This window comes from Escherichia sp. KCJ4928 (assembly GCF_004352695.1).
GTDB lineage: Bacteria > Pseudomonadota > Gammaproteobacteria > Enterobacterales > Enterobacteriaceae > ECMA0423.
In genome coordinates this window covers 1-13,131 of record NZ_SJWV01000115.1, presented here as the reverse complement: position 1 = coordinate 13,131, position 13,131 = coordinate 1, and the positions used below count along the sequence as shown (strand labels likewise).

The 13,131-nt window shown below is 58.1% G+C and carries 17 protein-coding genes and 1 pseudogene; 2 read left to right on the top strand and 16 right to left on the bottom strand.

What is annotated here, in order from left to right:
• Positions 1–152 precede the first annotated feature (152 nt).
• Complete coding sequence (gene rpiB, locus E0D98_RS15935; protein WP_000716794.1) at positions 153–602, top strand: bifunctional allose-6-phosphate isomerase/ribose-5-phosphate isomerase RpiB; 450 nt, start codon at positions 153–155, stop codon at positions 600–602.
• Between the two features lie 68 nt (positions 603–670).
• Positions 671–1,000 (top strand): DDRRRQL repeat protein YjdP, encoded by a 330-nt coding sequence (gene yjdP, locus E0D98_RS15930; RefSeq protein WP_000819746.1) that lies wholly within the window; start codon positions 671–673, stop codon positions 998–1,000.
• A 146-nt stretch (positions 1,001–1,146) separates the two neighbouring features.
• On the opposite strand, the gene phnP is transcribed toward yjdP, so the two are convergent.
• The 16 genes and pseudogenes from phnP to E0D98_RS15850 form a co-directional block, all read right to left on the bottom strand.
• Positions 1,147–1,905 carry a phosphonate metabolism protein PhnP gene (gene phnP / locus E0D98_RS15925; RefSeq protein ID WP_000059926.1) on the bottom strand — a complete coding sequence of 253 codons (759 nt, stop codon included), beginning with the start codon at positions 1,903–1,905 and terminating at the stop codon, positions 1,147–1,149.
• 1 nt (position 1,906) lies between these two features.
• The gene (gene phnO, locus E0D98_RS15920; protein ID WP_001110490.1) at positions 1,907–2,341 is read right to left on the bottom strand and encodes an aminoalkylphosphonate N-acetyltransferase; all 435 of its coding nucleotides are present in this window, start codon (positions 2,339–2,341) and stop codon (positions 1,907–1,909) included.
• On the bottom strand, positions 2,328–2,885 hold the full coding sequence (gene phnN / locus E0D98_RS15915) for a ribose 1,5-bisphosphokinase (protein ID WP_000971891.1): 558 nt from the start codon (positions 2,883–2,885) through the stop codon (positions 2,328–2,330). The genes phnO and phnN overlap by 14 nt, the downstream gene beginning before the upstream one ends.
• Entirely contained in the window at positions 2,885–4,021 is a 1,137-nt protein-coding gene (gene phnM, locus E0D98_RS15910) for an alpha-D-ribose 1-methylphosphonate 5-triphosphate diphosphatase (protein ID WP_047086394.1), read from the bottom strand. Before phnM ends, phnN begins: the two co-directional genes overlap by 1 nt.
• Entirely contained in the window at positions 4,018–4,698 is a 681-nt protein-coding gene (gene phnL / locus E0D98_RS15905) for a phosphonate C-P lyase system protein PhnL (RefSeq protein ID WP_000611404.1), read from the bottom strand. The genes phnM and phnL overlap by 4 nt, the downstream gene beginning before the upstream one ends.
• Positions 4,699–4,808: 110 nt before the next feature.
• Positions 4,809–5,567 carry a phosphonate C-P lyase system protein PhnK gene (gene phnK, locus E0D98_RS15900; RefSeq protein WP_001039799.1) on the bottom strand — a complete coding sequence of 253 codons (759 nt, stop codon included), beginning with the start codon at positions 5,565–5,567 and terminating at the stop codon, positions 4,809–4,811.
• Positions 5,564–6,409, bottom strand: coding sequence for an alpha-D-ribose 1-methylphosphonate 5-phosphate C-P-lyase PhnJ (phnJ, locus tag E0D98_RS15895; protein WP_000002299.1), 846 nt, complete (start codon positions 6,407–6,409; stop codon positions 5,564–5,566). Before phnJ ends, phnK begins: the two co-directional genes overlap by 4 nt.
• Positions 6,402–7,466, bottom strand: coding sequence for an alpha-D-ribose 1-methylphosphonate 5-triphosphate synthase subunit PhnI (phnI, locus tag E0D98_RS15890; RefSeq protein WP_001331312.1), 1,065 nt, complete (start codon positions 7,464–7,466; stop codon positions 6,402–6,404). Before phnI ends, phnJ begins: the two co-directional genes overlap by 8 nt.
• Complete coding sequence (gene phnH, locus E0D98_RS15885) at positions 7,466–8,050, bottom strand: phosphonate C-P lyase system protein PhnH (RefSeq protein ID WP_000171588.1); 585 nt, start codon at positions 8,048–8,050, stop codon at positions 7,466–7,468. The genes phnI and phnH overlap by 1 nt, the downstream gene beginning before the upstream one ends.
• A complete protein-coding gene (phnG, locus tag E0D98_RS15880; RefSeq protein ID WP_000542796.1) occupies positions 8,047–8,499 on the bottom strand; it encodes a phosphonate C-P lyase system protein PhnG in 453 nt (150 codons plus the stop codon). Before phnG ends, phnH begins: the two co-directional genes overlap by 4 nt.
• Complete coding sequence (gene phnF, locus E0D98_RS15875) at positions 8,500–9,225, bottom strand: phosphonate metabolism transcriptional regulator PhnF (protein ID WP_001295387.1); 726 nt, start codon at positions 9,223–9,225, stop codon at positions 8,500–8,502.
• Positions 9,226–9,245: 20 nt separating this feature from the next.
• Complete coding sequence (phnE, locus tag E0D98_RS15870; protein ID WP_001193509.1) at positions 9,246–10,025, bottom strand: phosphonate ABC transporter, permease protein PhnE; 780 nt, start codon at positions 10,023–10,025, stop codon at positions 9,246–9,248.
• 61 nt (positions 10,026–10,086) lie between these two features.
• Complete coding sequence (phnD, locus tag E0D98_RS15865) at positions 10,087–11,103, bottom strand: phosphonate ABC transporter substrate-binding protein (RefSeq protein WP_000992002.1); 1,017 nt, start codon at positions 11,101–11,103, stop codon at positions 10,087–10,089.
• Positions 11,104–11,127: 24 nt separating this feature from the next.
• Positions 11,128–11,915 (bottom strand): annotated as a pseudogene (gene phnC, locus E0D98_RS15860) (phosphonate ABC transporter ATP-binding protein).
• A 132-nt stretch (positions 11,916–12,047) separates the two neighbouring features.
• Positions 12,048–12,491 (bottom strand): VOC family metalloprotein YjdN, encoded by a 444-nt coding sequence (gene yjdN / locus E0D98_RS15855; protein WP_001131322.1) that lies wholly within the window; start codon positions 12,489–12,491, stop codon positions 12,048–12,050.
• 159 nt (positions 12,492–12,650) lie between these two features.
• Entirely contained in the window at positions 12,651–12,986 is a 336-nt protein-coding gene (locus tag E0D98_RS15850; protein ID WP_001300891.1) for a zinc ribbon domain-containing protein YjdM, read from the bottom strand.
• Between the last annotated feature and the right edge of the window lie 145 nt (positions 12,987–13,131).

The window sequence follows — 13,131 nt, the reverse complement described above, 5'->3', positions numbered from 1 at the left end:
GATAGTAAGTGTCTTTAACGCTATTGCGCTGTCAGATGTAACTCTGTAAAACAGATCAGGAAGGCGGATTTCATCGATTTTGGGTGTTTTTAATTCATTTACATCACAAATGTTTTTTGATTGTGAAGTTTTTGCACGAACGGGGAAGATGAATGAAAAAGATTGCATTTGGCTGTGATCATGTCGGTTTCATTTTAAAACATGAAATAGTGGCACATTTAGTTGAGCGTGGCGTTGAAGTGATTGATAAAGGAACCTGGTCGTCAGAGCGTACTGATTATCCGCATTACGCCAGTCAAGTCGCACTGGCTGTTGCTGGCGGAGAGGTTGATGGCGGGATTTTGATTTGTGGTACTGGCGTCGGTATTTCGATAGCGGCGAACAAGTTTGCCGGAATTCGCGCGGTCGTCTGTAGCGAACCTTATTCCGCGCAACTTTCGCGGCAGCATAACGACACCAACGTGCTGGCTTTTGGTTCACGAGTGGTTGGCCTCGAACTGGCAAAAATGATTGTGGATGCGTGGCTGGGCGCACAGTACGAAGGCGGTCGTCATCAACAACGCGTGGAGGCGATTACGGCAATAGAGCAGCGGAGAAATTGAGATTCATCCACTACTTGCATGGATGAGTAATGACTAATGTGGATAGAGTTTCTTTTTGAGGTTGGCTAATGAAACGCTTTCCGCTATTTCTTTTATTCACCCTGCTCACGCTGTCCACCGTTCCGGCCCAGGCTGATATTATCGACGATACTATTGGTAATATTCAGCAGGCGATTAATGACGCTTATAACCCTGACCGTGGGCGAGACTATGAAGATTCGCGCGACGACGGCTGGCAGCGTGAAGTGAGCGACGATCGGCGCAGACAATATGACGACCGCCGCCGCCAGTTTGAAGATCGCCGCAGGCAGCTGGACGATCGCCAGCGCCAGCTTGATCAGGAGCGTCGGCAACTGGAGGATGAAGAGCGGAGAATGGAAGATGAGTATGGGCGATGAGGTTGGGTATGGAGCAGGCATCGCCCCTCACCCCAATGGGGAGAGGGAGAAAACGAGCGCAATATTCAATATTGAGCACAATCGGTCCCCTCGCCCCTCTGGGGAGAGGGTTAGGGTGAGGGGGCCAGCGCGCACATTCCCTCTCATCACGCCACCCCAATCTCCATCCCATCAAACCCCACCTCAAACCCTGACGGTAGTGCGTTTTCCATCAGCCACGCATCAAACTGGTGGCTGATATGGGTCAGAATCACCTGTGGCGAGCGGATAACCTGATTCAGCGCAAGCACGGTATTTAAATCACAGTGATTACGCGGTGCATCCGCGCGCGGCGGGTGACTGCAATCAATCACCATCACCTGCGGATGATTATTGAGTAAAAATTTCAGCGTTTTTTCCGGCAGGCCAGCGGTGTCAGACAGCCACGCCACCCGGCTATGTGCCGTTTCCAGCAGATAACCGAAGGTCAGTTTTGAGTGGTTAAGCGGCAGCGGCGTGACCTGCAACCCCTGCAAATCAAACACCACAAACGGTTCCACTGTGTGGCTGAAATCAAGCAGGCCCGGATGTTTAAACAGATCGTCGCAGCCCTGTTCATCCGGCGGGCCGTAGACCGGGATCACATCGCCCACGCCCCAGCGTAGCGGAAATAGCCCCTGGACGTGATCCATATGGTAGTGCGTCAGCAAAAACTGCTGGAACGATCCAGGCGACCAGCGATCGGTGAGATCGTGCCGCCCGGCGTCGATCAGGGTGATCGCGTCGTTAAACTTCACTACGCCGCTGCATGGCTGGCGGCGATACTGCGGCGAGCGCCGCGCTCTGGCGCAGGCCGCGCACTCGCAGCCCCATGCCGGAACGCCCTGTGCGCCGCCAGTGCCGGTGAGCGTGAGGGTCAGGCTCATGTTACAGCGCCTTGGTGAAGCGGAAGTGGCTCTGCTCGTAGCCTTCACGCAGGTAAAAACGGTGTGCGTCGTGGCGCTTCACGTTGGTGGAAAGCTCGGTCATTTCGGCCCCGGCCTGGCGGGCTTCTTCTTCTGCCCATGCCAGTAATTTACTGCCGACGTTCAGACCGCGCGCCTGCGGCATCACCACCAGTTCCTGAATTTCGCCGATCCAGTTGACATGATGCAGATGAAACTGCAAATGCAGGCCGATCATGCCGACAACTTCGCCATCCAGCAGCGCCAGATGGTAGCGCATGTTTGGGTCGCGCAGGTTGGCGTTAAAGCCCACGCGAAACGCATGGTGGTCAAACTCCGCCTGTTTTAGCTCACAAATCAGCGCGTAAACCGCGTCGGTATCGTACTGCGTGGCCGGGCGAAGCTCACAAGCAGGCATGGTGTTTCTCCTTCTGATGGATCAGCGTCAGCAGCGTGTCGACCGACTGGCGCAGGCTGCCGTCATTGTTGAGCGTATGGCAATCCTGTGGAGTATAGCGGGCGGCGCGCGCCAGGCGGGCGTTAATTTCACTGGCGTTTTCACGGCCACGGTTTTCCAGGCGCTGGCGCAGGATCTCCGGCGAAACCTGTAAACAGACGGGCAGCAGCGCCGATTGATAGCGCGCCCGTGCCTGCGGCAAATGCGCGCGTGAACCGTTGACGACTACGTCGAATCCAGCGTGCAGCCAGAGGTCAATCTCGATGCCGACGCCATAATACAGACCGTTAGCGTGCCAGCTTAAGGCCAGCAGGTTTTGCCCCGCGCGGGTAAAAAACTCCCGCTCACTCAGGGCGATATGGTTTTCACTTCCGGCGCTGGCGTCGCGCGTGATGTAGCGATGCGCCACCAGTAACTGCGTTTGTTCCCGCAGGCGGAGTTCCGCCAGCAGGCTGTCTTTCCCGGAGCCGGACGGCCCCATTAACCAAATCAGTTTTCCCATCATCAGAACACCCTTTTACCCTGACGCCAGACGTGGTCGATATGAATGTGATTGCCCTGGCGATGCGCCAGCACCAGGTCAGCGCGTTTACCCTCGCCAATCACCCCGCGATCCTGAAGATTCAGCGCCTGCGCCGGATTTTTGGTCACCAGCCTCACCGCCTGCGGTAGCGTAAAGCGGTTGCTCTCGTCATCGGCGACGCGGAACGCCGCATCCAGCAGGCTGGCTGGGTAGTAGTCGGAAGAGAGGATATCCAGCAGACCAAGCTGCGCCAGTTCACTGGCCGCCACATTGCCGGAGTGCGAGCCGCCACGCACGATATTTGGCGCACCCATCAGCACGTTCATGCCATGCTTACGCGAGGCTTCCGCCGCTTCGAACGTGGTGGTAAATTCGGCGATCACGCTGCCAAGTTGGTGGGATTCGGCAACGTGGGCGTGCGTGGCGTCATCGTGGCTGGCGAGCGCAATTTGTCGCGCGCGGCACAGGGCGGCGATGGATTCGCGATTCGGCTGCGACCAGCGTGCGGCGAGCGCCAATTGCTCTTCTTCGTACTGCTGCATCTGCGCATCGGTGAGGGAGTATTTGCCCTGATAATATTCGCGATACTTCTCGCGGTTAGCGAACTGGCGCTGGCCCGGTGAGTGGTCCATCAGCGACACCAGCGTCACCGGTTCGCGCTGAACCAGTTTTTCAAACAGCGGCAGTGTGGTGTGATGCGGCAGCTCGCAGCGCAGGTGCAGACGGTGCTCGGCGCGGTTGACGCCGCGTTTCTGCGTCTCTTCGATGGTGTTGATCATCTTCTCCAGATTCTCCAGCCGATCGCCGCCGTCGCGCACGTCGCCAATCGCCACCGCGTCCAGCACGGTGGTGATGCCGCTTGCCACCATCAGCGCGTCGTGGCTGCTCATCGCCGAATGGGCGGGCCAGTCGACTTTCGGGCGCGGGGTGAAGAATTTATCGAGGTTGTCGGTATGCAGCTCAATCAGGCCGGGTAGTAGCCAGCCACCTTCGCCGTCCATCGCTTCTGGCAGGCGGCTCTGGCTTTCGGCAAAGGCGCGGATTTCGCCATCCTGCACCTCCAGCGAACCGTGTACCACTTCGTTTTCCAGCACCAGTTTGACGTTATTGATAATCATGCAGAGGCTCCCATTGGGTGCAAGCGGTCGGCGACGTCATTACGTACGGCTTCGTCATGGAAGATGCCGACGATGGCCGCGCCACGGGTTTTGGCTTCGCGAATCAGCTCGACTACGGCGGCGCTGTTTTTGGCGTCCAGCGAGGCGGTAGGTTCGTCGAGCAGCAGAATGGGGTAGTCGACGATAAAGCCGCGGGCGATGTTGACGCGCTGCTGTTCGCCACCGGAAAAGGTTGATGGCGCCAGGTGCCACAGGCGTTCCGGCACGTTCAGGCGGGTGAGCAGACGCGCGGCTTTAGCGGCGCAGGCTTCACGCGGAACGCCGGTATCGAGCAGCGGCTGCATCACCACTTCCAGTGCTGAAATACGCGGGATGACGCGCAGAAACTGGCTCACCCAGCCGACGGTGGTTTTGCGGATCTCCACCACTTTGCGGGCTGGCGCGGTGACCAGGTCTACCCACTCGTCACCGTGTTTGATCTGGATTTGACCTTCATCGGGCAGATAGTTGGCGTACAGCGAGCGCAGCAGGGTTGATTTGCCGCTGCCGGAGTGACCGTGGAGCACCACGCATTCGCCCGCGTTGACGGTGAGCGAGGCGCGGTTGAGGACGGGCAGGCGCACGCCGTTTTGCTGGTGCAGGATGAAGGTTTTACTGACGTTTTGTACGTTAATCATTTTTCGCCTCGTGGTTCGGGTGTCGGATGCGACGCTGACGCGTCTTATCCGACCTACGGGGAGCGCATTTGTAGGCCGGATAAGGCGTTTACGCCGCATCCGGCACCGGCTCAATTCTGCAAAACCGATGACACCAGCAGCTGTGTATACGGATGATGCGGGTCGTCGAGCACGCGGTCGGTTAACCCACTCTCCACCACTTGCCCCTGCTTCATCACCAGCAAACGGTCCGCCAGCAGGCGGGCAACGCCTAAATCATGGGTGACAATCACCACCGCCAGGTTCAGCTCCACCACCAGGCCGCGCAGCAGGTCGAGCAGGCGGGCCTGCACCGACACATCCAGCCCGCCGGTCGGTTCATCCATAAACACCAGCTTCGGATGCGTCACCAGGTTGCGGGCAATCTGCAAACGTTGCTGCATGCCGCCGGAAAAGGTGGTCGGCAGGTCGTCGATCCGGTTGGCGGGAATTTCCACCTCTTCCAGCCACTTCTGCGCGGTGGCGCGAATGTCGCCGTAATGACGCGCCCCGGTCGCCATCAGCCGCTCGCCGATATTGCCGCCTGCCGAGACCTGACGGCGCAGGCCGTCGAGTGGATGCTGATGCACTACGCCCCATTCGGTGCGCAGCAGGCGACGGCGGTCGGCCTCGCTCATTGCATACAGCGAACGGTTCTCGTAGTGAATCTCCCCCTGCTGCGGCGTCAGACGCGCGGAGATCGACTTCAGCAGCGTGGTCTTCCCGGAGCCGGATTCTCCGACAATGCCCAGCACTTCTCCCGGCCATAAATCAAAAGAGACATCGCTAAAGCCTTTGCCCGGCGCGTAAAGGTGGGTCAGGTTATTGACCGAAAGTAACGGTTTATTCATTGGCTTTTCGCCTCGCTCTGTTGGCGGCAATAATCGGTATCGGAGCAGACAAACATGCGGTTTCCGGCGTCATCCAGCACCACTTCATCAAGATAGCTGTGGGTCGATCCGCAGATGGCGCATGGCTCATCCCACTGCTGAACGGTGAACGGGTGATCGTCGAAATCGAGACTTTCCACGCGGGTAAACGGCGGCACCGCATAGATGCGCTTCTCGCGCCCCGCGCCGAACAGTTGCAGGGCGGGCATCATGTCCATTTTCGGGTTATCGAATTTCGGGATCGGCGACGGGTCCATTACGTAGCGCCCGTTAACCTTCACCGGATAGGCGTAGGTAGTGGCGATATGACCGAAGCGGGCAATATCTTCATACAGTTTCACCTGCATCACGCCGTACTCCTCCAGCGCGTGCATGGTGCGGGTTTCCGTTTCGCGCGGCTCGATAAAGCGCAGCGGCTCGGGGATTGGCACCTGGAAAATAACTATCTGATCTTCGGTGAGCGGCGTTTCGGGGATGCGATGGCGCGTCTGGATAAGCGTCGCATCGTCCGTCCGTTCAGTGGTGTTTACCCCGGTCACGCGCTTAAAGAAGTTGCGGATCGACACGGCGTTGGTGGTGTCGTCTGCGCCCTGGTCAATCACCTTCAGCACGTCGCTTTCGCCAATCACGCTGGCGGTGAGCTGTATGCCGCCGGTTCCCCAGCCGTATGGCATCGGCATCTCGCGCCCGCCAAACGGCACCTGATAGCCGGGGATCGCCACCGCTTTTAAGATGGCGCGGCGGATCATGCGTTTGGTCTGCTCGTCGAGGTACGCAAAGTTGTAGCCGCTCAGATTAGCCATGGTTCTGCTCCTGTTGCAGACGTTTGAGTAGCTCCAGTTCGGCCTGGAAATCGACGTAGTGCGGGAGTTTCAGGTGCGAGACAAAGCCTGCGGCTTCGACATTGTCGGCATGCGCCAGCACGAACTCTTCATCCTGCGCCGGGCCTGTCGCGTGCTCGCCGTACTCTGGAGCCTGCAACGCACGATCGACCAGCGCCATTGCCATCGCTTTGCGCTCGCTCATGCCGAACACCAGCCCGTAGCCGCGCGTGAAGTGCGGCCGCTCACCCGGCGGGTCGATAAAACCGTTGACCATTTCACACTCGGTCATCAGCAGTTCGCCGACGTTCACCGCAAATCCCAGCTCTTCCGGCACAATCGATACGTCGATATAGCCGCTGCGGATCTCGCCTGCGAACGGGTGGTTGCGACCGTAGCCGCGTTGGGTGGAGTAGGCCAGCGCCAGCAAATAGCCTTCGTCGCCGCGCATCAACTGCTGTAAACGGGAGGAGCGTGAGCAGGGGTAAACCGGCGGCGTGCGGGTGATGTCATCCGGCTGTGCGCCGCTATCCTCTTCAAACTTCGCCAGCCCCTGACGCGCCAGCAGGCTGAAAACGTGCGGCGACGGCTGTTGTTCGCTGTGGGCGGTGGTCAGCGTCGGCGCTTCGCCGTTTGCCAGCAGGGTGAAATCGAGCAGGCGATGGGTGTAGTCGTAGGTTGGGCCAAGCAACTGGCCGCCGGGAATATCTTTATAAACCGCTGAAATACGCCGTTCGAGACGCATCTCCGTGGTGTCGAGCGGCTCGCTTACCGCGAGCTTCGCCAGCGTGGTGCGGTAGGCGCGCAGCAGGAAAATTGCTTCGACGTTATCGCCGCTGGCCTGTTTCAGCGCCAGCGCCGCCAGTTCGCGGTCGGCAATGCCGCCTTCGGTCATCACGCGATCTACTGCGAGGTTAAGCTGCTGTTCAATCTGGGCGACGCTCAGTTCAGGCAAATCGGTATCGCCCCGGCGTCGGCTCTCTTGCAGGGCGTGGGCGGCATCGATCGCCTTTTCGCCCCCTTTCACGGCAACGTACATCAGCACACCTCCACATGCGTGGTTCGCGGAATAGCCAGCAGGCGCTCGCCGCAGGTCAGGATCAGGTCGATGCCGAGCGGGAACGGGTGCGGGCGCTCGGTGAGTTCGTACAGAATGCACTCCGGCAGCTGCGGGGCGATCATTCGTTCTTCGGCAATGCCCGCGCCGGTGAGACGTAACATGCGTCCGCCGCTCAGGCTGGCGACCTGTAAAATCAGCGTTGCACCCGCTTCCGGCGCAACGGCGGTGCCGGTGGACAGGGCGTTAAGCTGTTCGCTGGAAATCGCCTCATCCGTTACCGCGAAGGTCGCCTGTTCCGGCTGGCTGACCAGCGGCGCGTTGGTATGAAAACGCAGGCTCTGGCTGACGATGTCGTTACTCAATGGCGCGGAAAGCCACACCGGCGTGTCGTTATCGGCCAGCGTCAGCAGCACGCTGGTGGTGGCGATATTCAGCGGCTGCCAGCCGCGTTTGAGCTGATGCAGGGCGACAATCACGCCCGGCTCGCTCATGGCCTTTAACAGGCGACGAAAACTGTGCTGGGCATCCTGCACAGGAAGAATAAAAGCGGTTTCCAGGGTCATGCGTTATCTCCGCGAACCATCGTAAAGAAGTCGACCCGGCTGGCGTTCACTTCGGCCTGGCGTGCGGCAATGCGTGCCATACGGTCAGCGTCCAGCGGGGCAATAAGAGTTTCTGATAAGTTTTGAAAGTGGCGAGATTGCTGCATCAGCGCGTCAATCAGCGCGCAGCGTTCGGCGTGCTGTTTGTCGCGCCCCAGCACCCAGCTGTAGCCGAGCGTGCCGTCAGTCAGGCGTACGGCGGCGCGGGTCAGCGTGGCGTCGCCGGCAAAAAAGCGTTCGCCGGTACCGCCCATTCGCGCCTGAATCTGCACCAGGCCAGTTTCGGCAGTGCGGATCACTTCATAGTCGGCGGTGATGTTCAGCGCGTTCAGGCGGGCTGCCAGTTCAGCCGGTTGGCTGTGCGCCAGTACGGACATCCAGTGCTGGCGGGTCGCGGTATCTGCGTGCATTCAGTGCTCCATAGTGAATTCAATCATGTCGGCGCGCGTCAGGCTGACGGAGTACTCCGCCGGGCTGCTTTCACCGTCACGGTGGTTAAGGGTGCGCACGCACAGCAGCGGCGACATATTCGGGATTTCAAGGCGCTGGCACTCTTTGGCCTGGGCGCGGCGGGCGCTGATCCGCGTCTGGCTGCGGCGCAGCGCAATTCCGGTTTGCTCGCGCAGAAAATCGTGCAGCGAACCGCTGTCGAAACGTTGCAGTGTCGGCCAGAGGGTGAGGTCCGCAAAGTAGTGGTCGATTAAACAGAGCGCGACGCCGTTGACGCGACGCAGGGTGCGCAAATGGATAACGTTCTCGCCCTCGGTAATCCCCAGCGCGTCAGCGACGTGACCGGACGCGGGGCGCAATACCGACAGCAGTTTTTCGCTGGTGGGATGGCTACCCTGGTCCAGCAGGTTCTGGCTAAAACGCGCCTGGGCGTTGAGCGGGTAATCGAACGGGCGCATCAGTACCAGTACGCCGACGCCCTGACGGCGTTGTACCCAGCCTTTTTCCACCAGTTGATCGATGGCGCGGCGCAGGGTGTGGCGGTTCACCTCAAAGCGCGCCGCCAGTTGCTGCTCGGCGGGAAGATAGTCGCCGCAGCGATAGTGTTGACGAAGCTCCTGCTCAAGTTTTGCGGCTATCTCTTGATAGCGTGTTGGGTAGCTGGTCGGATGTGTAGACAAGTGCATAGCTATCAATGCCTCGCTAATCAGATAAAGTGCTTACGCAACCGTTGAGAGAGGAAATCCAGCAGGCTGACCGTGACGATAATCAGCACCATCAGGGCGCAGGTTTGCTGGAACTGGAAACCGCGAATCGCTTCCCACAGCGTGACGCCGATCCCGCCCGCGCCGACCATGCCGACGACGGTCGCCGAGCGGACGTTGGATTCGAAGCGATAGAGGGAGTAGGAGATCAGCAGCGGCATCACCTGTGGCAGCACGCCGTAGAGGATCTCTTCCAGCTTGTTGGCGCCGGTGGCGCGAATGCCTTCTACCGGGCCGGGTTCGATCGCTTCCACCGCTTCGGAAAGCAGCTTGGAGAGCACGCCGGTGGTGTGGATAAATAGCGCCAGCACGCCAGCGAACGGGCCGAGACCGACGGCGACCACGAACAGCATGGCGAAGACCATTTCGTTAATGGCGCGGCAGGCATCCATCAGGCGGCGAACGGGCTGGTAAACCCACCACGGCACCAGGTTTTCGGCGCTCATCAGACCGAAGGGGATGGAGAGAACCACCGCCAGCGCGGTGCCCCAGACGGCGATTTGCAGCGTGACGGCCATTTCGGTGAGGTAATCCTGCCACTGGCTGAAATCGGGCGGGAAGAAGTCGGCAGCGAAGGTTGCCATGTTGCCGCCGTCTTTAATCAGCGTAAGCGGGGCCATTTCCGCGCCCTGCCACGAGACGACCAGCACGGCGAGAACAACGGCCCAGCTCAGAAGCGAGAACCAGCTACGCTTGGATGGGGCGATGGTGATGGTTTGCATGTTTGGCTCCGTTTAATGTTTTCTCCCTCTCCCTCAAGGGAGAGGGGACCGATCGAGCACATTACTGCACCGCTTTACTCACCGAACTCATCGCGCTTAACGCGTTGTTCAGGCGGTCCAGGTCATCCAGCTGCGCCTGAATCTCGGTGGTTTTCGCCAGCTTGTCCTGCTCATTCAGTCCTTTATTGCTTTTTACGCCCTGCATCTCTTTAAACAGTGCGAGCTGGCGAATCGGCACCAGTTGCAGGTCGCTGGAGGCGCGGAACGGGGCCCAGCCCAGGCGTTCCAGCACCGCTTTCTCTTCCGGCGTTTTTCCGTAGTTCATAAAGAAGTCGTAGATCTTGTCTTTGGTGGTTTCGGAGAGATTCTTGCGCCAGACGATCGGATCGCCTGGGATCAGCGGCGACTTCCAGATCACCTTCAGTTCTTTCAGCTTCTCTGGCGCGGAGGTTTTCAGCTTGTCGAGGTTTTCGGTGTTGTTGGTGGCAACATCCACCTGCTTGTTGGCGACGGCCAGCGCGTTGGTTTCATGCCCAGCGTTGACGGTGCGCTTAAAGTCGCTGGCGGAGATATTGTTTTTGGCAAAGACGTAGTAACCGGGGACGAGGAAGCCAGAGGTGGAGTTAGGATCGCCATTGCCGAAGGTGAGATCTTTCCGCTTCGCCAGCAGATCGTTCAGGTTGTTGATCGGACTATCTTTGTTGACGATCAACACGCTCCAGTAACCTGGCGATCCATCCGCCGCGACCGTCTGGGCGAAGACCTGGCCGTTGGCGCGATCCACCGCTTCCATTGCCGACAGGTTGCCGTACCAGGCGATATCCACTTTATTGAAGCGCATTCCCTGGATAATGCCTGCGTAGTCTGGGGCAAAGAAGGCGTTCACCTTCACGCCCAGCTTCTTCTCCATATCCTGTAAGAATGGCGTCCATTGCGGTTTAAGGTTTTGCTGTGATTCCGTTGAAATAATGCCGAAATTCAGCGCCTTTTCCTGCTCTTCGGCGTGTGCCGGGCTTAACAGGGTGCTGAGGCTGAACATGCTGGTGAAGGCCAGCGAGGCAATTATCTTAGCGTTCATTCGTTTTCCTCAATGATGGGGATGTCAGGCAGCTTTCGCGTTCTCTTCGATGCGATTAATGCTGCGGTAGAGATGGTCAAAACGTTCGTTATCAAACTGTTGGCTGCTGCCGTCGTAGAAAACGTGCCCTGGCGCAGGGCGACGATGCGTTCGCAGTAGCGCAGGGCGTAATCCACCTGATGCAGCGTGACGACCACGGTGATGCCGTCGTTCTGATTGATGTCGCGCAGGGTGTCCATCACGATGCGGGCGGATTCCGGGTCCAGCGAGGCGATGGGTTCATCGGCCAGAATCACCTTCGCCTGCTGCATCAGCGCGCGGGCAATCGCCACACGCTGCTGCTGTCCGCCGGAGAGGGTGGAAACGCGCTGATGGGCAAAATGCACCATGCCAACGCGGGTCAGCGCCTGTAACGCGCGCTGTTTCTGCTCGCCGGTGAACCAGCTAAAACAGGTGCGCCAGAACGGCGTGCTGCCGAGCGCGCCAATCAGCACGTTCTCCAGTACGCTCAGGCGGTTCACCAGGTTGAATTGTTGGAAGATGTAGCCGGTGTTGGCGCGGCTTTTGCGGATATCGCGCGCCAGACGGCCTTCGCGCTGGACTGTGCGGCCCAGCAGCTCGATATGGCTGCCGGCGGATTTATCGCCGGTAATCAAACCGCTTAAGTGACGTAAAAGGGTGGATTTGCCGGAACCCGACGGCCCAAGCAGAGCCACCATTTCACCGTGATGAATGTTCAGATCAACCGCATGCAGCGCCTGATGCTGATTGAAGGTTTTGGCGAGCTTCTCGACACGGATAATCGTTTGCATGATGCAGCCTCCCTAAAAAAGTGGCTCCATCGTGGCGGATTATTGTGACGATTTGGTTAATTAAAAGTGACTAACAGATGAAGAGTTAACGGGAATTCGATGACAGTGCGGGAGGGCGGGCCTCCCGGCGGATTATTGCGTTGGTTGTTGTTTGACGACATTAATCATCCACGGTACGCCAAATTTATCGGTGACTTTGCCAAAGCCATGCGCCCAGAAAGTTTCCTGCCAGGCCATTTCGATTTTTCCGTTAGCGGCAAGATTGTCAAACCAGCGTTTTCCTTCTTCGACCTGTTGCGAATCGAGCACCAGCGTAAAGCCGGAGTAGCTGGCTTTTCCTGACGGCATGGCATCGCTCATCATGATGTCGCTTCCGGCAATGCGCACGTTGGCATGAGCGATGGCGGTATCGGGAAATTGCATTCCGGAAGGGCAGTTCTCGGCGCTGTCCTGCGCTGATTTTGGCATTTCGCCGAAGCTGATTTTATAGAGCAGTTCAGCGCCCAACGTACGTTGATAATAAGCAATTGCGTCGGCACAGTTACCGGCAAAAGAGAGGTAGGGACTTAACGGCATGATGGTGACCTCAGTTAAGAGAAGCCAGTTAAGTGTAGTTCGAAATTTATACAGATGAGAGGGAAGCCTGATAAGACGCGGTCAGCGTCGCATCAGGCAGTCGGCATCGTTGCCGGATGCGGCGCGAGCGCCTTATCCGGCTTACCGATCACAATACAATCAGTTCTTTTTCACAAACTCAGATTTCAGTTTCATCGGACCAAAACCGTCGATTTTGCAATCGATGTTATGGTCGCCTTCAACCAGGCGGATGTTTTTCACTTTGGTGCCAATTTTCAGCATCGAAGAGCTACCTTTCACCTTCAGATCTTTAATGATGGTAACGCTGTCGCCGTCAGCCAGCAGATTGCCGTTAGCATCTTTAACGATCAGCTCGTCGCTTTCCTGTGCAGGTTCTGCGTCGTTCCATTCGTAGGCACATTCCGGGCAGATGTACATGCCGTTATCTTCGTAAGTGTATTCGGAGTTGCATTTTGGGCAGTGTGGTAATGACATGTGGATTTCCTCAAAAGTCAGCAGGGCAAAAGCGCCAAAAAACGGCAGATTGCCGAAAAAGGCCGCAATTATACACAAAATCCCTGAGTTTGTCGGGGGTACTGCTGATTTTAGACGACGATCGTTTTCATTTGAAAGGAAACGC